The organism is Kitasatospora misakiensis, assembly GCF_042656005.1.
In the GTDB taxonomy this organism is placed as follows: Bacteria; Actinomycetota; Actinomycetes; order Streptomycetales; family Streptomycetaceae; genus Kitasatospora; species Kitasatospora misakiensis.
This window is the reverse complement of sequence record NZ_JBHSOF010000032.1, coordinates 81599-101386: the sequence shown is the minus strand read 5'-3', so window position 1 is coordinate 101386 and position 19788 is coordinate 81599. Positions and strand designations below refer to the sequence as shown.

Sequence of the window (19788 nt, the reverse complement as noted above, 5' to 3'; positions counted from 1 at the left end):
CGGCGGCCGGGCGGCCCGCCACCGCCGCCGGCGCCCGCGCCGCCGCCGGCCGGATCGCGGCATGCTCACCGCCCTGGTCGCCGCCGTGGTGATCCTCGGCGGCACCCTGGTCGTCCTGAACCGCCCGGACGCGCTGCCCGGCGGCGAACGGACCACGCAGGCCCGGGTCGCCCCGCCGGACGGTGCACCCGCCCCCGCCTCTCCCGCTGCTCCCGCTGCTCCCGCTCCCGCGACCACCGCCGCCCCGGCGACACCGCCCCCGGCCCAGCCCCCGACGGCCACCCCGCCACCGGCCGCGCCGCAGCCGGCCGAGCCCGCGCCGGGCGCGCCGGAGAGCCCGCCCGCCAAGGGCACCGGCGCCTTCACCGTCGCCCAGGGCTCCGCCGACCCGGTCGGCCGGGGCACCGTCCGCCGCTACCGGGTCGAGGTCGAGGACGGCATCGGCGTCGACCCGGCGGCCTCCGCCGCCCAGATCCAGGGCATCCTCGCCGACAAGCGCGGCTGGACCAACGACCGTAGGAACGGCTTCCAGCTGGTCTCCGGCGGCACCTACGACTTCACCGTGAAGATCGCCTCCGCCGCCACCGTGGACCGGATCTGCGGCGCCGCCGGACTGGACACCCGCGGCGAGGTGAACTGCAACGTCGGCAACCAGGTCCTGGTCAACGTCAAGCGCTGGACCTCCGGTTCACCCCAGTTCGACGGCCCGATCGACGAGTACCGGGCCCTGGTGATCAACCACGAGGTCGGCCACCGGATCGGCCACGGCCACGAGACCTGCCCGGGCCCCGGCAAGCCGGCGCCCGCGATGATGCAGCAGATCTACGGCCTCAAGGGCTGCAAGTCCAACGCCTGGCCGTACAGCGCCGAGGGCACCTACCTGAGCGGCCCCGCCGTCCCCTGAGCCGGCCCCGAGCCCCTGAAGCACCCCCGGGGGCTCAGCCCAGCACCGGCAGGTACGCCCGCAGATCGCTGCGCTCGCCACTGGCCGACAGCGCGGCGGCGTCGACCGCGGCCGCCCAGTCGGTGCGGCCGGTGGCCAGCCGGATCCAGGTCAACGGGTCGGTCTCGACCACGTTCGGCGGGGTGCCCCGGGTGTGCCGGGGCCCCTCGACGGCCTGCACCACCGCGTACGGCGGCACCCGCAGCTCGACCGCGCCGCCGGGCGCCTGCTCGGCGAAGGCGTCGGCGAGCAGCCGGGTGACGGCGGCGACCGCCTGCCGGTCGTGCGGGAAGTCCGCGAGGCCGAGCGCGTCGGCCAGGTCGTCGGCGTGCACGACCGTCTCCACCAGCCGGGTCACCCACATGTCGGTGAGCAGCATCGAGCCGAGCCGGATCTCGAACCGCCTGGCCGGGTCCGTGTGGTCGGCCCGGGCCAGGACGAGGGCCAGCCTCGCCACGGCCTCCCGGAAGGCCGCCGCCACCGCGGCCGGATCGCCGCCGAACTCGCCGGCCGCCTTCTCCCTGGCCTGCTCGTCGAGCAGCGGGGCGACGGTCCCGACCCGCGCGACCCACCGCAGCAGGTCCAGCGGAGGCCGGCCCTCCAGCGGGTCATCGATGTGCGCCGGCACCCAGTCGATCTGGACGGCGAGGTGCGCGATCAGCTCGCGCACCCGCCACTCCCCCAGCCGGGTCGGCCGGTCGAGCAGCTCCTCGGCGTCCGGCCGGGCGCAGAGCAGCCGCACGGCATCGCTCAGCGCGTCGATCTGCCCGGCGAGCGCGGCGCGCACCTTCGCGGGCTGGTAGGTACGGGACTTGGGAGGCATGGGGCCCAACATACGCCGAGGGGCGGACGTTCCGGTTGGAACCGTCCGCCCCTCGGGGAGCATCGCCGATCAGGCCAGCAGGGCCTCGATGACGCCGGTGTGGGCGTCCTTCAGCTCCGCGAGCGAGACGGTGAACTGGCCCTGGACGTCCAGGGTGTCGCCGTCGACCACACCGATCCGGGTGGCCGGCAGGCCCCGCGCGGTGCACATGTCGTTGAACCGGAGCTCCTCGCTGCGCGGCACCGCCACGACGGCGCGGCCGGCCGACTCGGAGAACAGGAACACGAACGGGTCCATGCCCTCGGGCACGACGATCCGGGCACCGTGGCCGCCCTTGAGGCAGCTCTCCACCAGGGCCTGGCCCAGGCCGCCGTCGGAGAGGTCGTGCGCGGCGTCGATCATGCCGTCGCGCGAGCCGGCGATCAGGATGTCGCCGAGCAGGCGCTCACGCTCCAGGTCGACCTTGGGCGGCAGGCCGCCCAGGTGCTCGTGGACCGCCTGCGACCAGGCCGAGCCGCCCAGCTCGTCCTCGGTGTCGCCGAGCAGGTAGAGCAGCTGCCCCTCCTCGGCGAAGGCCACCGGGGTGCGGCGGGTGACGTCGTCGATGACGCCGAGCACCGCGACCACCGGGGTCGGGTGGATGGCGACCTCGCCGGTCTGGTTGTACAGCGAGACGTTGCCGCCGGTCACCGGGGTGCCGAGGGTCAGGCAGGCGTCGGCCAGACCGCGGGTGGCCTCGGCGAACTGCCACATCACGTCCGGGTCCTCGGGGGAGCCGAAGTTGAGGCAGTCCGAGACGGCGAGCGGCTTGGCACCGCCGGCCGCGACGTTGCGGTACGCCTCGGCGAGGGCCAGCTGGGCACCGGTGTACGGGTCCAGCTTGGTGTAGCGGCCGTTGCCGTCGGTGGCGACCGAGACGCCGAGGTTGGTCTCCTCGTCGATCCGGATCATGCCCGAGTCCTCGCCGACCGACAGCACGGTGTTGCCGAGCACGTAGCGGTCGTACTGGTCGGTGATCCAGGACTTGGAGGCCTGGTTCGGGTGCGAGGCGAGCTTCAGCAGGTCGGCCTTGAGGCCCTCGCCGGTGGCCGGGCGGGCCAGCCGCTCGCCGGTCGGGGCGTCGGCCTGCAGCGCGTCCTGCCAGCTCGGGCGGGCGTACGGGCGCTGGTAGGTCGGGCCCTCGTGGGCGACGGTGCGCGGCGGCACGTCCACCACGAGCTCGCCGTGCCAGAAGATCTCCAGGCGCTCGCCGTCGGTGACCTCACCGATCACGTTGGCGATGACGTCCCACTTCTCGCAGATCTCCAGGAAGCGGGCGACCTTCTCGGGCTCGACGATGGCGCACATGCGCTCCTGCGACTCGCTCATGAGGATCTCCTCCGGCGAGAGCGTGTGGTCGCGCAGGTGCACGGTGTCGAGGTCGATCCGCATGCCGCCGGAGCCGGCCGAGGCCAGCTCGGAGGTGGCGCAGGAGAGCCCGGCGCCGCCGAGGTCCTGGATGCCCTTGACGAGCTTCTCGCGGAAGATCTCCAGGGTGCACTCGATGAGGAGCTTCTCCTGGAACGGGTCGCCGACCTGGACCGCCGGGCGCTTGGTCGGCTTGGTGTCGTCGAAGGTCTCGGAGGCGAGCACCGAGACGCCGCCGATGCCGTCGCCACCGGTGCGGGCGCCGTACAGGATGACCTTGTTGCCGGCGCCGGAGGCCTGCGCGAGGTGGATGTCCTCGTGCTTCATGACGCCCACGCACAGCGCGTTGACCAGCGGGTTGCCCTGGTAGCAGGAGTCGAAGACGACCTCGCCGCCGATGTTCGGCAGGCCCAGGCAGTTGCCGTAGCCGCCGATGCCCGCGACGATCCCGGGCAGCACGCGCCGGGTGTCCGGGTGGTCGGCCGCGCCGAACCGCAGCGGGTCCATCACGGCGACCGGGCGGGCGCCCATCGCCAGGATGTCGCGGACGATGCCGCCGATGCCGGTGGCCGCGCCCTGGTAGGGCTCGATGTACGACGGGTGGTTGTGCGACTCGACCTTGAAGGTGACCGCGTAGCCCTGGCCGACGTCGACCACACCGGCGTTCTCGCCGATGCCGACGAGCATCGCGTCCGTCTCGGGCTTCTTCTCGCCGAACTGCTTCAGGTGGACCTTGGAGCTCTTGTACGAACAGTGCTCGGACCACATGACCGAGTACATGGCGAGTTCCGCGCCGGTCGGGCGGCGGCCGAGAATCTCCCGGATCCGCGCGTACTCGTCCTCCTTGAGGCCGAGTTCGGCCCAGGGCTGGGCGGCGTCCGGGGTCTGCTCGGCGTTCTTGACGGTGTCGAGGCTCATCAGGCGTTCACCAGCTGCTTCAGGACGGAAGTGAAGAAGCCCAGGCCCTCGGTGGTGGGACCGGTGAGCGGCTCCACGGCGTGCTCGGGGTGCGGCATCAGACCGACGACATTGCCGGCGGCGTTGGTGACGCCGGCGATGTCACGGTACGAACCGTTGGGGTTGACGTCCAGGTACCGGGCGACCACCCGGCCCTCGGCCTCCAGCTCGTCCAGGACGCGCGCGTCCGCGACGAAGCGGCCCTCACCGTTCTTCAACGGGACCACGATTTCCTGCCCGGGGGCGTAATCCCGGGTCCAGGCGGTGCCGTTGTTCTCGATCCGCAGCTTCTGGTCGCGGCAGACGAAGTGCAGCGAGTCGTTGCGGGTGAGCGCCCCGGGCAGCAGGTGCGATTCGCACAGCACCTGGAAGCCGTTGCAGATACCGAGAACCGGCATTCCCTGGCGGGCCTGCTCGATGACGGTCTCCATCACCGGCGAGAACCGGGAGATCGCGCCGCAGCGCAGATAGTCGCCGTAACTGAATCCGCCCGGCAGGACGACCGCGTCGACCTGGTGGAGATCCTTGTCACGGTGCCAGAGCTCGACCGGCTCCGCGCCGGCGAGGCGGACCGCGCGACGGGCGTCGCGGTCGTCGAGGGAGCCGGGGAAAGTGACGACGCCGACGCGGGTGGTCACTTGCCCTCCTCCTCGACGCGGACGGTGAAGTCCTCGATCACGGTGTTGGCGAGAAAGGTCTCGGCGGCTTCGCGGATACGGGCGAGCGCGGCGTCGTCGACCGGGCCCTCCAGCTCCAGCTCGAAACGCTTGCCCTGGCGGACGTCGGCGATCCCGGTGAATCCGAGACGGGGCAGTGCGCGCTGCACCGCCTGTCCCTGGGGGTCGAGGATCTCCGGCTTGAGCATGACGTCGACTACGACGCGTGCCACTGGCACTCCCGGTGGTGTCTTCGTGAGGCGGGGGAACTCCAGACTACCGGGGGTTTCGGGCGGGATTGCTGGCCGGGGATGGTGACGCGCGTAGACCCACGCCCCTTACGCCGCAAGGCCTCCGGGCGGCGGCCGCCCCCCGCCCGGTGCCCCTTTTCACCGGATTCCTGGACCCCCACGAGAACCACCGAAGAGCACCCGAATACCGGCACTCCGGACAGATCGGCCAGCCGAGTGCACCGGTATCCGGCACCCGGCGAAGACACGTGAATATCCGGAAAAGAAAGCCGGACTCTTCGATTTCTCCCCGCTTCGGGTGCAGAATAGGGCCACCTGCCGCGACAAGTGCTGCGTATCCGGCACGGCCATCCGGCCTGCCCGTATGCGCTTGCGCGAAGGGTGCACATCAGGCCCCGGAGCGCACCCGCGCCCTGCGGTCGAATTGCCCGAGAGGATTGACACCCATGGCTCAGCGTGTAGTTGTCACGCTCTCCGACGACCTGGACGGCGGCGCCGCCGCAGAAACCGTCCACTTCGGCGTCGACGGGAAGTCGTACGAGATCGATTTGTCCGTGGACAACGCGGAAAAGCTGCGGGAGGCCCTCGCCCCGTTCGTCGCGGCCGGCCGCCGCCAGAGCCGTACCGGAAAGTCCTTCCGCCGGACCGCCCTGACCCCGGACCCGGCCGCCGTGCGCGCCTGGGCCCAGTCCCGCGGCATGGAGCTGCCCGCCCGCGGCCGTATCCCGAAGCACGTCTACGAGGCCTTCGCCGAGGCGAACTGACCGCCCCGGCCCCGGTCGTCCCGCCCGCAGCAGAAGGGTGGGGCGACCACCCCTTCGGATGCTGTAGAGTATTCCTCGTCGCCGCAACGGAGAGATCCGAAGAGGCGGCGGGTGCCCCACAAGGCACCAGGCGGACGTGGCTCAGTTGGTAGAGCATCACCTTGCCAAGGTGAGGGTCGCGAGTTCGAATCTCGTCGTCCGCTCGCAGTGTGCGAGCACAGCACAACTCAATAGTTCCATCCTGCGGACGTGGCTCAGTTGGTAGAGCATCACCTTGCCAAGGTGAGGGTCGCGAGTTCGAATCTCGTCGTCCGCTCCAGTACGAAGGGTCCTCTCGGTCGAGAGGGCCCTTCGGCGTTTCCCGCTCCGGTATTCCGGCCGACCGGTAGCCGAGCGATTCCGGGCCGTACCCATGACATTTGTCATCGCCGACCCGTGGATCCGCACCGCGTTCCGATGAGACCGCGCACTGCCCGCGGGGCCCGGGCGGCGGAAGGCTTGAGGCATGGAAACGAGCCAGCCCCACCCCGCCGGCGACCACGTGATCGAGGTCACCGACCTGCACCGCCACTACGGCACCGGCAGCGGTCGCTACCACGCCGTCCGCGGCGTCGACCTGACCGTCGGCCGCGGCGAGCTGTTCGCCCTGCTGGGCACCAACGGGGCCGGCAAGACCTCCACCATGGAGCTGATCGAGGGCCTCGCCGCCCCGACCGAGGGCAGGGTCCGGGTGCTCGGGCACGACCCGCACCACGAGCGGGCCGCCGTCCGGCCCCGGATCGGCATCATGCTCCAGGAGGGCGGTTTCCCCGGCGACCTCACCGTCGCCGAGACCGGCCGCGCCTGGGCCGGCACCACCAGCTACGCCCGACCGCTGGACGAGGCGCTGGAACTGGTCGACCTCGGCCACCGCCGTAACGTCCGGGTCAAGCAGCTCTCCGGCGGCGAGCGCCGCCGCCTCGACCTGGCGATGGCCCTGCTCGGCCGGCCCGAGGTGCTGTTCCTGGACGAGCCGAGCACCGGCCTCGACCCGGAGGCCCGCGCCGCCGTCTGGCGGCTGGTCCGCGAACTGCGCGCCCAGGGCACCACGGTGCTGCTCACCACGCACTACCTGGAGGAGGCCGAGGAGCTGGCCGACCGGCTGGCGATCATGCACGGCGGACAGATCGTCGTGGCCGGCACGGTGTCTGAGGTGATCGCCGGGCGCCCGTCCCGGATCACCTTCGAGCTCCCCGCCTTCAACGGCACCTCGCTCCCGCCGCTGGCCGGCGCCACGGTGACCGTCGACGGCCGGAGGATCACCGTCCAGACGCCCCGGCTCCAGGCCACCCTCACCGAGCTGCTCGGCTGGGCCGACCGGCACGGGATCGCCCTCGACGCCCTCGACGCCCGCAGCGCCTCGCTGGAGGAGGCCTTCCTGGCCATCGCCTCCGAGGCCGCCCACCAGCCCCCGGCCGACACCCCCGCCGCTCCCCCCGCCCGCCGCAAGCTGATCGGACTCGCCCGATGACCACCGCCGCCACCACCACCGCTGGTCCTCAGCACACCGGTCCGCAGAGCGTCGGGCCGCGGAGCACCACCGCCCGCCGGCTGCTCGCCCTCGGCCGGGCCGAGGGGATCCTGCTGCTCCGCAACCGGACCGCCCTGTTCACCGCCGTCCTGCTGCCGCTGCTCCTGATCGGCGGGCTGAAGAACGTCCTCGACCAGCAGGCCGAGACCACCCCCGGCCTGGACGTCGACTCGCTGATGGTCAACGGCGCGGTCGGCATGGTGCTGGCCTTCGTCGTCTACTACAACCTGACCGCCGCCTATGTGGCCCGCCGCGGCGAGCTGGTGCTCAAGCGGCTGCGCACCGGCGAGGCCCGGGACATCGAGATCCTGGCCGGCACCGCCGTCCCCTCGGTCGGCCTGGCCCTGCTGATGTGCGCGGTGATCGGCGGCGTCGGCGCCTCCGCGCTGCACCTGAGCGCCCCGGTCAACCCGCTGCTGCTGGTCGTCGGCCTGGCCCTGGTGGTGGCGACGCTGATGGCGCTGGCCGCCGTCTCCAGCGCCTTCACCCGGACCGTGGAGAGCGCCGGCATCACCACCATGCCCGTCCTGCTGCTCACCCAGTTCGGCTCCGGCCTGTTCGTCCCGCTGGAGGTCATGCCGGATCGGGTCGCCGACATCTGCCGGCTGCTGCCCACCACCCCGGCCTTCCAGCTGGTCCGGGTGGGCTGGTTCGGCACCGACGGCTCCGAGGCCCCGACCGGGTTCGCCGGCAGCTGGGCCACCGCCGCTCCGCACCTGGTCACCGGGGGCGTCTGGCTCGCCCTCGCGGTCTGGGGCGCCGTCCGGTACTTCCGCTGGGAGCCGCGCCGCTGAGCCCCGCCCCGGCCCCGCCGGCCCCCGGTCCCGATCCGGACACGGGGGCCCGCGCGCCGTCCGGCCTCTGATAGGAAGACCGCAGCACGATCTTGGAAAAACGGGGGGCGGAACAGGTGGGTGTCGTGAATCCGGTGCGCAGGTGGCGGGACTCCTCCAAGCCCCAGCGCTCCGAGCTCTACCTCCGCTGGTCGCTCTACCTGATGGCGCTCGCCCCGCTGCCGGTGGCGCTGCTGATCAACTCCTCCGACCAGGAGGTCGGCCGGGAGCCGGCCTCCCGGGTCGCCCTGGTGATCGGCCTCGCCCTCACCCTGGTCACCCTGCGCGCCTACCGCACCTCGCTGGACCACTACCTGAACCGGCCCACCGACCACCTGCGGTGGCTCGCCGTCAACGGCGGCATCGCGGTGGCCGGCTCCTGGGTGCTGCTGCTGCTCGGCCCCCGGGTCGGCTCGGCGCCGGGCACGGAGGAGGTGGTGTTCACCCACCCCATCACCAGCACCATGCTCTTCTCCGCCTTCGGCCCGGCCTCGGTCGGGCTGCCGCCCCGCCGGGCGGCGCTCGCCGGAGCCGCCGCACTGCTGGCCGTCGCCCCCGCGATGCTGCTGGCCGGCGCCGCCCCGGGCACCACGACCGGGCTGCTGGTCGGCACCGGAGTGGCGATGATCTTCATCGGCTGCAGCTGCCGCAGCTTCGCCTGGCTCCAGTCGGTGGTCTGGGAGCTGGACGCCGCCCGCGAGGCCCAGGCCCGGCTGGCCGTCGCCGAGGAGCGGCTGCGCTTCTCCCGCGACCTGCACGACGTGATGGGCCGCAACCTCACCACCATCGCGCTCAAGAGCGAGCTGGCCGTCCAGCTGGCCCGGCGCGGCCGTCCGGAGGCCGCCGAGCAGATGGCCGAGGTCCAGCAGATCGCCCAGGAGTCCCAGCGCGAGGTGCGGGACGTGATCCGCGGCTACCGCACGGCGGCCCTGCACGCCGAGGCGGTCGGCGCCCGCGCGGTGCTCCGCTCCGCCGACGTGGCCTGCGAGATCAACCTCGGCGAGGACGCCGACGAGCTGCCCGCGTCCGTCCAGTCGGTGCTCGGCTGGGTGATCCGCGAGGCCACCACCAACGTGCTGCGGCACAGCGAGGCGGGCCGCTGCTCGATCAGGCTCCACCGGGAGGCCGGCCGGGCGGTGCTGGAGCTGGAGAACGACGGGGTGCCGGCCGTACCGCTGCCCTCCCAGGGCGGCGGGACCGGCCTGCGCGGCCTGCGTGAGCGGCTCGCCGCCCACGACGGCGAGCTGACCGTCCCGGACGCCGGGCCCGGCGTCTTCCGACTGCTCGCCAGCGTCCCGCTCTGATCCCCGCCGTACGTACGGAAGGCCCGCCGATGACCGACACCACGCCCGTCCGCGTCCTGCTCGCCGACGACGAGCACCTCATCCGCGGCGCGCTCGCCGCGCTGCTCGCCCTGGAGGAGGACATCGCCGTGGTCGCCCAGGCCGCCTCCGGCCCGGAGGCGCTGGCGATGGCCGAGGCGCACCGGCCGGACATCGCGGTGCTGGACCTCCAGATGCCCGGCCTGGACGGGATCGAGGTGGCCACCCGGCTGCGCACGCTGCTGCCGGACTGCCGCTGCATGATCGTCACCGGCCACGGCCGCCCCGGCTATCTGAAGCGGGCGCTGGAGGTCGGCATCCGGGGCTTCCTGCCGAAGACCGTCTCGGCGGCCGACCTGGCGGGGATCATCCGGACCGTCCGGGCCGGCGGCCGGTACGTGGACCCGGAGCTGGCGGCGGACGCGATCGCCGCGGGGGAGACACCGCTGACCCCGCGCGAGACCGATGTGCTGGAGCTGGCCGCCGACGGCACCTCGATCGCCGAGATCGCCGCGCGCGCCGCGCTCTCCCAGGGCACCGTGCGCAACTACCTGTCCTCCGCGGCGGCCAAGCTGAACGCGGAGAACCGGCACGCGGCGGTGCGGATCGCCCGCGAGCACGGCTGGATCTGACCGCCGGGCCCGCGGGCGTTCCGTCCGGGCTCGGACAGGGCCTAGACCCAGCTGAGGCCGGTCAGCCGCTCGTAGGCCTCGACGTACTTGGCGCGGACCTTCTCGACGACCTCGGCGGGCAGCTCCGGCGGCGGCTGCTCGCTCCTGCGGTCCCAGCCGGAGGCCGGGGAGGTCAGCCAGTCGCGGATGATCTGCTTGTCGAACGAGGGCTGGGGGTGGCCGGGCTCCCACTCGTCGGCCGGCCAGAAGCGCGAGGAGTCCGAGGTGAGCACCTCGTCGCCGATCACCAGCTCGCCGTCCAGCAGGCCGAACTCGAACTTGGTGTCGGCCAGGACGATGCCGCGGTCGCGGGCGATGTCGCGGGCCCGGGCGTAGACGTCCAGGGTGGTCCGGCGGAGCCGGTTGGCCAGCTCGGCGCCGACCCGGCGGGCGGTCTCCTCGTAGGAGACGTTCTCGTCGTGCTCGCCGACCTCGGCCTTGAGGGCGGGGGTGTAGATCGGGGCGGGCAGCTCGGAGCCGTCGACCAGGCCCTCGGGCAGGGCGATGCCGCAGACGGTGCGGGAGGCGCGGTACTCCTCCAGGCCGGAGCCGGCCAGGTAGCCGCGGGCCACGCACTCCACCGGCGCCATCTCCAGGCTGCGGCAGACCAGGGTGCGGCCCTTCCAGTCGGCGGGGGCGCCGGCCGGGACCTCGGTGGAGATCACGTGGTTGGGCACGATGTCGGCGATCCGCTCGAACCACCACAGCGAGAGCTGGGTGAGGATGCGGCCCTTGTCCGGGATCTCGTTGGGCAGCACCCAGTCGTAGGCCGAGGTGCGGTCGCTGGCGACCATCACCAGGTCGCCCGACTCGGCGCGGTACAGGTCGCGCACCTTGCCGGTGTGCAGGTGGACCAGGCCGGGTACCTGGACCGGCTCGGGCTTGGTGACAAATCCGCTCAAGATCGTCTCAGTCCTCAGGGGTCGTTCGCGGGCGTGGGGCGCGAAAGGGGAGGTCACTGGGGTCGAGTCTGTCATGGCCACCCGCCCCGCCCCCGGACCGGACCCCGCCGGGGGAGGCTCAGCCGTTCTTGCACAGGCGGTCCAGCAGGTTGGCGGTGGCCCGCTGGATCCGTTCGTCGGTGAGCCCCGGGCGGTTCAGCGCGGGCGACCAGGCGAAGGTGCCGGAGGCGAAGACGTACGCGCCGCTGGGCGCCCGGTAGAGCGAGGTCTCCTGGTGCCGGGTGCGGCCCGAAGGGTCCCGGTACGGGGAGTGGGCGAGCAGCACCCGCTCGGTGTGCTCGGGCAGCGCGACCTTGGGGTAGTAGCGGTCCGCCTCACCGGCCACCAGCCCGGGCAGCTCCTCGCCCTCCTGGACGCCGGTGCCGTCCCAGAGCCAGTGCGCGGTGTGCCGGGCGACCAGCGGGACGGGCGCGGCGACCCGGCCGGAGTACTGCAGCCCGAGCAGGTGCTGCTCGGGCTCGCCGGCGTCGCGCCAGAGCGCGCTGGCGGCGCCCGGCACCCCGGCGGCCGGGCTGCCCGGTCCGACCTTCTGGCGCTTGCGGCAGTTCAGCATCCGGTGCGGCTCGCCGGAGGGGCCGGGGCTCAGCTCGACCCGCCAGTACATGGTGTTGGCGGAGAGGAAGACCAGCGAGGTGCCGCCGTCCCGGGCCCGTTCGACGGCGCGGCGCATCGGCTCGGACCAGTACTCGTCGTGGCCGGGGAAGATCAGCGCCTTGTGCCGGGAGGCGTCGACCAGTCCGGCGTGCAGATCGGTGGCGGTGGCGTAGGAGAGGTCGTAGCCGTAGCGCTCGGCCCAGCGGATGAAGTCGTAGGCGTGGCCGACGTGCAGCGGGAGCCCGGCGGTGGCGTGCGGCCGGTCGAAGGAGACGGTGACGGCCGCCTCGGGCTCGCCGACCAGTCGGCCGCCGTCCCAGGCGTGGTAGAGGCTGGCGCCGCTGCGGCCGTCCTCGGGGAAGAGGTTGTACGCCTGCCAGGTCACGTCGGGGACCACCAGCAGCAGCTCTGCGGCGCGGTTCTGGTCCTCGAAGTCCCGGACGGTGAACGGGATGTGGCTGCGGTGCAGCATGTCGGCGGTGGTGAGCACGGCGACGTACGCGCCGGGCCGCCAGTGCTGCGGGATCTGCAGCCGCCAGGTGTGCCACCAGTGGTGGCAGGAGACGGTCCGGCCGACCACCATCGGGGCGGGCTGGACCATGCCGGCGATCAGCGGACTGGACGTCATGTGGTGGGCGCCGTCGCCCGCGTAGTGGCCGATCCGGTAGACGTCGACGGTGAACTCGCGGGGCGGGTTGACGGTGACCCTGAGATCCACCGAGCCGCCGGGCCGGACCACCCCGGCCGAGGCGAAGCCCTTGATCTGCTGTTCCTCGTCGTTGGCGCTGAGCGGGCTGCCGACCGGGGGTCTGCCGCGCACCCCGGCGGCCAGCGGGCGCTGCCCGGGGGCGTCCACCGAGACGTACCAGGGGACGTCGCCCTCGGTGCCGGCGACGTACTGGTCCGGACTGCGCAGCCAGGGCAGCGGGCCCTGGCCGAAGGGGTCGGAGACGCTGTGCGCGTGCGTCCCGGACTCCCAGCGGCGGTTGAGTTCGGTCCCCACGCGCGCCCCTCCCAGGTGCACCTCCGTTCCGGTTGGCATGTGCCTCCCGGATGTGCGTGCGGTCTAATACACCACACCGCGCTGGCGCTGCGTCACCCCACGGTAGCAACTAGTGGCGGGAATCTTCCGGCCCGCCGGACGGAGGGCCTCCGGCCTGCGAAGACCCGGGGCGGCCGGTCCGTCCGGGGGCGCTCACCGCCGGGGCTCGCGCCCCCGAGGGGCCGGTCAGAGCCGGACGGGCTTCTCCAGCCGGACGTCCGCGGCGTCCAGCCAGGCCCGCAGCGGCCCGTCCTGGCCCTGCTCGACGGCCTGGGCGACCGGCTCGGCGAGGTCGGTACGGCGGACCCCGCCGAGCAGCAGGACCGGGCCGTCCAGCCAGTCCAGCCCGGGGACGGCGCCCGCGGTGTCCACGGCGGCGCAGCAGACCATCGCGGTGACGTGGTCGACCAGCACGTCCCGCCCGGACCGGACCGGTTCGAGCAGCGGCGCGGGCGCGGTGGTGCGGGCCAGCTGGGCGGCGAGCGCGGCGGCCAGCCGCTCGCCGTCGCCGTCGGCCAGCCGGCCCAGCAGCCTGGTCAGCGTCGGGGCGCCGGGGCGGGCCTGCGGGGCGAGCAGGTCCAGCGCGGACTGCAGGGCGGCGGCGCGGGCCCGCCAGCCGGCGTCCACCACCTCGGCCGGGTAGTCGACCCACTCCAGCTCGCGCCAGCCACCGGCGGCGGGTGCGCCGAAGAACAGCTCGGCGGCGAGCCGGGAGACCGCGGCGTCCACCGAGCCGGGCTCCTCCAGCAGGTCGCAGGCCGGGCGGTCGCCGAGCCGGTTGCCGTAGCCGTCGGCCAGCCGGTCGCGCCGGGAGAGCTCGGTGAGCGCGGCGACCACGCCGGCGTTGAGGTGCGCGGGGTGCCGGCCGAGCCGCCAGGCGGGCAGCGCGACCCGGGTGAGCAGCCGGTCCCAGCCCGCGTAGGCGAGGCCGACCTGCTCCTGGGCGGCGATCCGCAGGCCGTAGTCGACGCCGCGGGCCTGCTCGGAGGCCCAGCCGGCGACGGAGCGCTCCAGCTCGGCGGCGTACTCGCGACAGGCGCCCAGCAGCCGGCGGGTGATGCCGTCGGTGATCCGGTCGGTGAGCGCGGCCGGGCCGCGGCGCAGCGGGCGCAGGGCGCCGGACCCGGGGGCGGCGCCCGGCAGGCCGGCGGCGGGGTCGGCGTCCAGGCTGGCGTCCAGCGCGCGCAGGAAGCGGCGGGCGGCGGCGATCTCCGGGTCGGCGGCGGCCGCGGTGCCGGCCACCACCGGGGCGAGCAGGGCGCGCAGCTCGCCGGCGCGCATCCACCAGAGGAAGGGCGAGCCGATGACCAGGACCGGAGCGGTCGGCTCGTGGCCGGCGGCCCGGGAGCGGCGGGGCCGCGGCGCGGGCACCTCCTCCAGCCAGCTGTCGCAGTCCGGGGTGAGCGCCACGGCGGAGGGCGCGGGGACCTCCAGGCGGTCGGCCAGCTCGGCGATCAGCCGGTACAGCTCGGGGGCCTGGGCGCGGTCCAGCGGCACGGCCGGGGTCTGCGGCGGGACGGCCCGGCGGTACGCGCGGGCGGCCAGGCCGGCCACCAGCAGGGTGAGCGCGGCGACCGCGCAGACCGCCCAGCGGGCGAGGTCCCAGCCGACGGCGTCGGGGGAGCCGGGGGCGCCGATCCGGCCGGTGAACCGGCCGGCGAGCAGCACCACCGCGGTGGCGGCGGGCAGCGCGGCGGCGGCCAGGGCGAGACCCCGGATCCGCAGGATCGCCTGGGCATGAGCGCGCGCGGTGTCGACAGCGGCCATACGGTGCGGCACCCCCTTCGGAGCCCTCGGGCGCCCGGCGACGGGGCCCTGAGCCGATTCGAAACGATCAGGTCCGACCGGGAAACGGTGGTGTCCGAGCCCCGGTAGTACATGCTGCGTGGCGCTTATGACATGTTCGACGCCGGTGTCCGGGTGGGTGTTCCGGATCGCCCCGGTTTCCACTCGTCCCGGTGACGCCGCCCGAATTCCGGACGACCGCCCCCGGGCGACGCCCGGCGGGTCCGGTCCGGCCGGACGCCGTCCAGCATCCCCCCGCGCGACCGCCGCTACCCGGCGGCGGCCGGAAACGGCCCGGCCGGTGGCGCCGTGGTCCAGCGCACCATAAGGCCGGGCAGCCGGTTACGTCAGCCGGATGCGGGCGCTGTCACTCGATGGGCTGGATTCCGGCGACCGAACGGTGTGGCGTCCCCGGGCGCCGCTCCCGCCCCACCCGCCCCCGAAACGCCGGGGCGCGCTGCGTCCATGGGGGTTGTCCGCGGGGGTCGGCGGGGGTTCGCGGGACGGGGTTCGCGGGACGGGGTTCGCGGGACGGGGTTGGGCGAGACGGCACCGGGGCGTCGGGATACGGGGCCGGGCGGCGCGGGCCGGAAACGCCCGAACCCCCGGCGCGCGGATCGCGCGCCGGGGGCCCGGGGGACGGAACGGGAGTGCGCGGCCGCTACTGCGCGGCCTTCAGCGCGATGTCCCCGCGGTGCTGGCCGCCGGCCAGCGAGATCCGCTCGACCGACCGGTAGGCCCGGTCCCGCGCCTCGGCGAGGTCGGCGCCGGTCGCGGTGACGGACAGCACCCGGCCGCCGGCGCTCAGCACCCGGCCGTCCGCGTCCGCCTTCGTCCCGGCGTGCAGCACGTACGCGGTGCCGTCCTCGGCCTCCGCCTCGGCGAGGCCCTCGATCGGGTCGCCGGTGCGCGGCGCGGCCGGGTAGCCCTCGGCGGCGATCACCACGGTGACCGCAGCGCCCTCGTCCCAGCGCAGCGGCTCCAGCTGGTCCAGCGTGCCGGTGGCCGAGGCGTGCAGTACGCCGGCCAGCGGGGTGCGCAGCCGGGCCAGCACGACCTGGGTCTCCGGGTCGCCGAAGCGGGCGTTGAACTCGATCACCCGGGTGCCGCGCGAGGTCAGCGCCAGGCCCGCGTAGAGCAGGCCGGAGAACGGCGTGCCGCGGCGGCGCAGCTCGTCCACGGTCGGCTGCAGCACGGTCGCCAGGACGTCCTCGACCAGGCCCTCGGGGGCCCAGGGCAGCGGCGAGTAGGCGCCCATGCCGCCGGTGTTGGGGCCCTGGTCGCCGTCCAGCGCGCGCTTGAAGTCCTGGGCGGGCTGGAGCGGGAGGACGGTCACGCCGTCGGTGATCGCGAACAGCGAGACCTCGGGGCCGTCCAGGTACTCCTCGATCACCACGCGCTCGCAGGCCGCGGCGTGGGCCAGCGCCTCCTCGCGGTCGGAGGTGACCACGACGCCCTTGCCGGCGGCCAGGCCGTCGTCCTTGACCACGTACGGCGCGCCGAAGGCGTCCAGGGCCTCGGCGGCCTCGGCGGCGGTGGTGCAGACGTAGGAGCGCGCGGTGGGCACGCCGGCGGCGGCCATCACGTCCTTGGCGAAGGCCTTGGAGCCTTCCAGCTCGGCGGCCTCGGCGGACGGGCCGAACACCGCGACGCCGGACGCGCGCACGGCGTCGGCGACACCCGCGACCAGCGGGGCCTCCGGGCCGACCACGACCAGTTCGGCGCCGAGCCGCCCGGCGAGCGCGGTGACCTGCGCGCCGTCGAGCTGGTCGACCGGGTGGACCGTCGCCACCTGCGCGATCCCGGCGTTGCCCGGGGCGCAGTGCAGCTCGGTGACGGCGGGATCTTGGGACAGAGAGCGGCACAGGGCGTGTTCGCGGGCGCCGCCGCCGATGACGAGGACCTTCACGCTGCGCAAGGGTAGCCGGTGGCCGGTTCGGGCCGCGCTCCGGTCCCGTAGGAAGAGACAGCCGAGGGGCCCGGGTACACGCACGGCCTCGGAGGATCCTCCAGTCGCGGGCCCCCCGTGATCGCCGCGCGGAGCCCGGGTCAGGACAGCGGGTCACCGGCGACTCGCTCGGACGGGTGAAATCCCGCCGACCGCCGCAACCCTCCCACCACGGGATCCGGTGGCCGAATCAGATAACGATCATTGGTGAAGCGCCCCCACGGTCAGCCATTTGGCGGTAAGAAGTGCTGTTGGACCACCACCGGCGGCCGCCGGTGGTGCCGCCCCGGGACACCCACACCCCGCCCCGGAGGAGGCGTGTTCGGCGCGTCGTCCGGCGTTTCACGGGCCGTCAGGCCCGTCACGCCGGTCCGCGCAGAGTCGGAACCAGCCAGACCAGCAGTCCGCCCGCCACAGGGAGCCCCACAGGTGAGCCAGCCGGAAATGCAGCCCGAGGAGAGTGCCTGGGGCAAGGAGATCGGCGAGGAGGACCCGCCCGCCGCGACCGTCGCGCGCCGCGCCTCGACCCGCCGCCGGTCCGATCTGAGCGCCCGCCAGTTCCCGCTCGGGGACTGGGGCGAGCCCGCCGAGCGACTGGAGGAGCTGTACCGCTGGTCCGAGGAGCGGGCGGTCGAGGCCATCGACTGGTACCGCAGGGACCGGGTCTGGAAGCGCCGCTGGGCCCGGCTGCTGCGGTTCGGCACGGCCGGCTTCGCGGTCGGCGGGGTCACCGCCCCGCTGGTCGACCTCACCGGGACGGTCGCCCACGCCACCAGCTGGGGCTACGTCGGGCTGGCGCTGGCCGGCGCCTGCTACGGCGCGGACCGGGCGTTCGGCCTGACCTCCGGCTGGATGCGCGACGTCTCCACCGCGCAGGCGCTCCAGCGCCGACTGGAGGCCTTCCAGTTCGACTGGGCGTCGGAGTGCGTCCGGGAGGTGCTCGGCCCCACCGAGGGCACCGCGGGCGAGGCCGCCGAGCGGTGCCTCGGGGTGCTGCGGCGGTTCTGCGAGGACATCTCGGACATGGTCCGTACCGAGACCTCGGAGTGGATGCTGGAGTTCCGGGCCGGGATGACCCAGCTGCCGACCCAGGCCTCCGGCAGTTGGGGCGGTCGCACCGAGCCGGGCGTCGGCGCCCAGGTGCGGGTGCTGCCGCCGCCGGGGGCCAGGCCCACCATGCCGCGCCAACGGCCGCCGGAGGGGCCACTGCGGTAGCGGAGGGCGGGCGGACGGCGGACGGCTCGCGGGGTGCCGTCCGGGTCCGGCCGGGCTCAGGCTGGCCCGGCCGGGCTCAGGCGAAGACGATCATCGAGCCCTGGTGCAGGCTCCGGGTCGCCGCCGCGTACAGGCCCGCCCAGGCGTGCCGCTCCCGGGCGAAGGGGTGCAGGTCGTCCAGCGGCGGGCCGAACGGCTGCTCCAGGCCGGTCGGGCCGAGCGGCCGGGTCGGCGCCGGCGGGTCGAGCGGGTCGATGCCCAGCGCCGGGGCGACGGCCTGGAGCTCGCGCAGCAGCCCGTGGCTGGAGCCGAGCGGCCCGCCCGCGGCGAGCAGCGACTCCTCCACCAGCGGGACGGCGAACTCGATCGGCACATAGGCGCCGGCGTGGTCGAAGTGCCAGACCAGGTGCGACTGCTCGGCGCTGCTCTCGAACATCTCCAGCAGCTGCTCGTAGTCACCGCCCAGCTCGTCCACCGGTGTGATGTCCAGACCGGTGAGGCCCAGCAGGTAGGCCCGGCGCAGGAAGTGCAGCGAGTCGTAGTCGAAGGCGGCTATCGGCTCGACCGCCCCGCTCAGCCCCGGCACGTACCGGTAGACCGGCATCTCGGGCAGGCCGTTCGCGGCCAGCACCCGGTTGTAGAGCACGAGGTCGTCCCGGAAGGGGTTGTCGGGGCTGTGGCTCAGCACGTCCACCAGCGGGACGAGCCAGAGGTCGCAGGCCATGGCCGGCTCTTCCTCTCGGGCTGCGGTGACCGGCCGCGCGGCGGCGGACGGCGGATGGGCGGGTCGGCACCCGGACGATCGGTACGAGGAGCGGCCGGGGCGAACGACCGCCCACCCTACCGGCCCGGCGCGCGATGCGGATCCGGCCGCCCCTCGGGCAGTTGGCCGGACGGCGGCTCGGGCGACCGGTGGCCGAACCGCCCGTACGGCACCGACCGCGGCTGCGGCACCAGGCCGAGGCCCAGGCCGAGTTCACGGCCCAGCTCCCGGCCCAGCTCGCGCTCCCGGTTCCGGGCACCGCCGGCCGCGCGGCCCGGCTCGGTCCGGTGGTGCGCGGTGCCCGCGCCGGTCCGGCCCGCCGCTGCGTCCCCCGGGGGCTCCGCGGCCTCCGCGGCCTCCGTTCCGCCCGCCGCCGGGTCGTCCTGGGCCTCGGGGCCGTCCGACGCGCTCCTCGGTACGGCGCCGTCCGAGGCACCGGCCGCGGGCCCGTCCGGCGCACCGGCGGACCACCCGGTCAGCAGCGGCAGCACCCCCACCGACTCCACCGGCTGCCCGGCCAGCTCGGCCAGCAGCTCGACGGTGAAGAGGTTGTACGCGCAGACGAGCCGGTGCGCGCGCACCACGTCGCGCGACTCGATCGCGTCCACCAGGTCGAGATGGCCGTCCCAGCAGACCCCGGCCAGCTGCGGCATCGACCGCAGGTACCGCGCGGCGAACATCCACGACTGCACCCGCAGCCAGTCCAGGTAGTCGGCGATCCTGCGGTTGCGCAGCAGGCCGGAGATCTCCTGCCAGAACCGGCGGTCGCAGCCCACCATGACGTCCAGGTTGCCCGCCCGGGCCGCCCGCACCGCAGCGTCCGCCCGGCGGCGCAGCGAGGGCATCCGGCTCTCGTCGGTCGGACCGGGGTTCACGGACAGCCGACGGAAGTAGCTGTCGCTGATCAGCACCCGGGCCTCGAAGATCTCCCGGAAGTCGTCCCAGCCGAACTCGGGGACGGTGAAGCCCCGGTGGTGCGCGGCCCGGAGCAGCCCCTGCGAGGCGAGGTCGACCAGCGCCTCGCGGGCCGGGGTCGCCGAGACGCCGTAGAGCTCGGCGATCTCCTTGACGGTGAAGTTCTGCCCGGCGGCGAGCCGGCCGGCCATCATCTCCTCGCGCAGCGCGCCCGCGATCTGCTCGCGCAGGCTGTTGCGCTGGATCACGGGGCGGGTGTCGCCCGCGCCGGTGCCGGACATGCGCGCGACCTCCTCGGGTGGGCTGGCGGCCTGACGGGGACAGACCTGCGGAAGAACGGCTGGTAACACGACGAGGGCTCATCTTC

General features: G+C 74.3%; 17 protein-coding genes and 2 tRNA genes. 9 read left to right on the top strand and 10 right to left on the bottom strand.

Annotation, left to right across the window (positions count from 1 at the left end; all coding sequences use genetic code 11):
• Nucleotides 1-904: DUF3152 domain-containing protein (locus tag ACFP3U_RS23200; RefSeq protein WP_380227546.1), on the top strand; the 904-nt coding region annotated here is incomplete at its 5' end.
• Nucleotides 905-938: 34 nt separating this feature from the next.
• Here the strand turns inward: ACFP3U_RS23200 and ACFP3U_RS23195 are convergent.
• From ACFP3U_RS23195 to purS, 4 genes are all read right to left on the bottom strand, one after another.
• Nucleotides 939-1766 carry a sterol carrier family protein gene (locus ACFP3U_RS23195; protein WP_380227545.1) on the bottom strand — a complete coding sequence of 276 codons (828 nt, stop codon included), beginning with the start codon at nucleotides 1764-1766 and terminating at the stop codon, nucleotides 939-941.
• A gap of 69 nt (nucleotides 1767-1835) precedes the next feature.
• Nucleotides 1836-4091, bottom strand: coding sequence for a phosphoribosylformylglycinamidine synthase subunit PurL (gene purL, locus ACFP3U_RS23190; protein WP_380227544.1), 2256 nt, complete (start codon nucleotides 4089-4091; stop codon nucleotides 1836-1838).
• A complete protein-coding gene (gene purQ / locus ACFP3U_RS23185) occupies nucleotides 4091-4768 on the bottom strand; it encodes a phosphoribosylformylglycinamidine synthase subunit PurQ (protein WP_380227543.1) in 678 nt (225 codons plus the stop codon). The genes purL and purQ overlap by 1 nt, the downstream gene beginning before the upstream one ends.
• Entirely contained in the window at nucleotides 4765-5019 is a 255-nt protein-coding gene (gene purS, locus ACFP3U_RS23180) for a phosphoribosylformylglycinamidine synthase subunit PurS (protein ID WP_030304493.1), read from the bottom strand. The genes purQ and purS overlap by 4 nt, the downstream gene beginning before the upstream one ends.
• Before the next feature lie 464 nt (nucleotides 5020-5483).
• On the opposite strand from purS, the gene ACFP3U_RS23175 reads away from it, so the two are divergent.
• The 7 genes from ACFP3U_RS23175 to ACFP3U_RS23145 all read left to right on the top strand — a co-directional run bounded on the left by ACFP3U_RS23175 (nucleotide 5484) and on the right by ACFP3U_RS23145 (nucleotide 10158).
• Nucleotides 5484-5801 (top strand): histone-like nucleoid-structuring protein Lsr2, encoded by a 318-nt coding sequence (locus ACFP3U_RS23175; RefSeq protein ID WP_030304494.1) that lies wholly within the window; start codon nucleotides 5484-5486, stop codon nucleotides 5799-5801.
• Nucleotides 5802-5931: 130 nt separating this feature from the next.
• Nucleotides 5932-6004, top strand: a tRNA-Gly gene (locus ACFP3U_RS23170).
• Nucleotides 6005-6044: 40 nt separating this feature from the next.
• A tRNA-Gly gene (locus tag ACFP3U_RS23165) sits at nucleotides 6045-6120 on the top strand.
• 186 nt (nucleotides 6121-6306) lie between these two features.
• Nucleotides 6307-7311, top strand: a complete 1005-nt coding sequence (locus ACFP3U_RS23160) for an ABC transporter ATP-binding protein (RefSeq protein ID WP_380227542.1) — start codon at nucleotides 6307-6309, stop codon at nucleotides 7309-7311.
• The gene (locus ACFP3U_RS23155) at nucleotides 7308-8165 is read left to right on the top strand and encodes an ABC transporter permease (RefSeq protein WP_380227541.1); all 858 of its coding nucleotides are present in this window, start codon (nucleotides 7308-7310) and stop codon (nucleotides 8163-8165) included. The genes ACFP3U_RS23160 and ACFP3U_RS23155 overlap by 4 nt, the downstream gene beginning before the upstream one ends.
• A gap of 125 nt (nucleotides 8166-8290) precedes the next feature.
• Nucleotides 8291-9508, top strand: a complete 1218-nt coding sequence (locus ACFP3U_RS23150; protein WP_380227540.1) for a sensor histidine kinase — start codon at nucleotides 8291-8293, stop codon at nucleotides 9506-9508.
• A gap of 29 nt (nucleotides 9509-9537) precedes the next feature.
• On the top strand, nucleotides 9538-10158 hold the full coding sequence (locus ACFP3U_RS23145; RefSeq protein ID WP_380227539.1) for a response regulator: 621 nt from the start codon (nucleotides 9538-9540) through the stop codon (nucleotides 10156-10158).
• Between the two features lie 41 nt (nucleotides 10159-10199).
• Here ACFP3U_RS23145 and ACFP3U_RS23140 read toward each other — a convergent pair whose 3' ends face one another.
• The 4 genes from ACFP3U_RS23140 to purD form a co-directional block, all read right to left on the bottom strand.
• Nucleotides 10200-11099 (bottom strand): phosphoribosylaminoimidazolesuccinocarboxamide synthase, encoded by a 900-nt coding sequence (locus ACFP3U_RS23140; protein ID WP_380227538.1) that lies wholly within the window; start codon nucleotides 11097-11099, stop codon nucleotides 10200-10202.
• 118 nt (nucleotides 11100-11217) lie between these two features.
• Nucleotides 11218-12756: a N,N-dimethylformamidase beta subunit family domain-containing protein gene (locus ACFP3U_RS23135; protein ID WP_380227537.1), complete on the bottom strand. Its 1539-nt coding sequence runs from the start codon at nucleotides 12754-12756 to the stop codon at nucleotides 11218-11220.
• 225 nt (nucleotides 12757-12981) lie between these two features.
• On the bottom strand, nucleotides 12982-14562 hold the full coding sequence (locus tag ACFP3U_RS23130) for a hypothetical protein (RefSeq protein WP_380227536.1): 1581 nt from the start codon (nucleotides 14560-14562) through the stop codon (nucleotides 12982-12984).
• 679 nt (nucleotides 14563-15241) lie between these two features.
• Nucleotides 15242-16489: a phosphoribosylamine--glycine ligase gene (gene purD / locus ACFP3U_RS23125; protein ID WP_380227535.1), complete on the bottom strand. Its 1248-nt coding sequence runs from the start codon at nucleotides 16487-16489 to the stop codon at nucleotides 15242-15244.
• Between the two features lie 468 nt (nucleotides 16490-16957).
• Here purD and ACFP3U_RS23120 point away from each other — a divergent pair, with 468 nt between their 5' ends.
• Nucleotides 16958-17743, top strand: a complete 786-nt coding sequence (locus ACFP3U_RS23120; protein ID WP_380227534.1) for an SLATT domain-containing protein — start codon at nucleotides 16958-16960, stop codon at nucleotides 17741-17743.
• Nucleotides 17744-17819: 76 nt separating this feature from the next.
• On the opposite strand, the gene ACFP3U_RS23115 is transcribed toward ACFP3U_RS23120, so the two are convergent.
• Nucleotides 17820-18467 carry a hypothetical protein gene (locus ACFP3U_RS23115; protein WP_380227533.1) on the bottom strand — a complete coding sequence of 216 codons (648 nt, stop codon included), beginning with the start codon at nucleotides 18465-18467 and terminating at the stop codon, nucleotides 17820-17822.
• A 116-nt stretch (nucleotides 18468-18583) separates the two neighbouring features.
• Entirely contained in the window at nucleotides 18584-19702 is a 1119-nt protein-coding gene (locus ACFP3U_RS23110; protein ID WP_380227532.1) for a GntR family transcriptional regulator, read from the bottom strand.
• Nucleotides 19703-19788: the final 86 nt, after the last annotated feature.

What these genes read in the sequence shown, in the direction of transcription:
- ACFP3U_RS23115 (WP_380227533.1), bottom strand. Translation starts at nt 18,467, where the DNA reads ATGGCCTGCGACCTCTGGCTCGTCCCGCTGGTGGACGTGCTGAGCCAC.
- ACFP3U_RS23110 (WP_380227532.1), bottom strand. Translation starts at nt 19,702, where the DNA reads ATGTCCGGCACCGGCGCGGGCGACACCCGCCCCGTGATCCAGCGCAAC.
- ACFP3U_RS23145 (WP_380227539.1), top strand. Translation starts at nt 9,538, where the DNA reads ATGACCGACACCACGCCCGTCCGCGTCCTGCTCGCCGACGACGAGCAC.
- ACFP3U_RS23160 (WP_380227542.1), top strand. Translation starts at nt 6,307, where the DNA reads ATGGAAACGAGCCAGCCCCACCCCGCCGGCGACCACGTGATCGAGGTC.
- purL (WP_380227544.1), bottom strand. Translation starts at nt 4,091, where the DNA reads ATGAGCCTCGACACCGTCAAGAACGCCGAGCAGACCCCGGACGCCGCC.
- ACFP3U_RS23175 (WP_030304494.1), top strand. Translation starts at nt 5,484, where the DNA reads ATGGCTCAGCGTGTAGTTGTCACGCTCTCCGACGACCTGGACGGCGGC.
- ACFP3U_RS23130 (WP_380227536.1), bottom strand. Translation starts at nt 14,562, where the DNA reads ATGGCCGCTGTCGACACCGCGCGCGCTCATGCCCAGGCGATCCTGCGG.
- ACFP3U_RS23195 (WP_380227545.1), bottom strand. Translation starts at nt 1,766, where the DNA reads ATGCCTCCCAAGTCCCGTACCTACCAGCCCGCGAAGGTGCGCGCCGCG.
- ACFP3U_RS23155 (WP_380227541.1), top strand. Translation starts at nt 7,308, where the DNA reads ATGACCACCGCCGCCACCACCACCGCTGGTCCTCAGCACACCGGTCCG.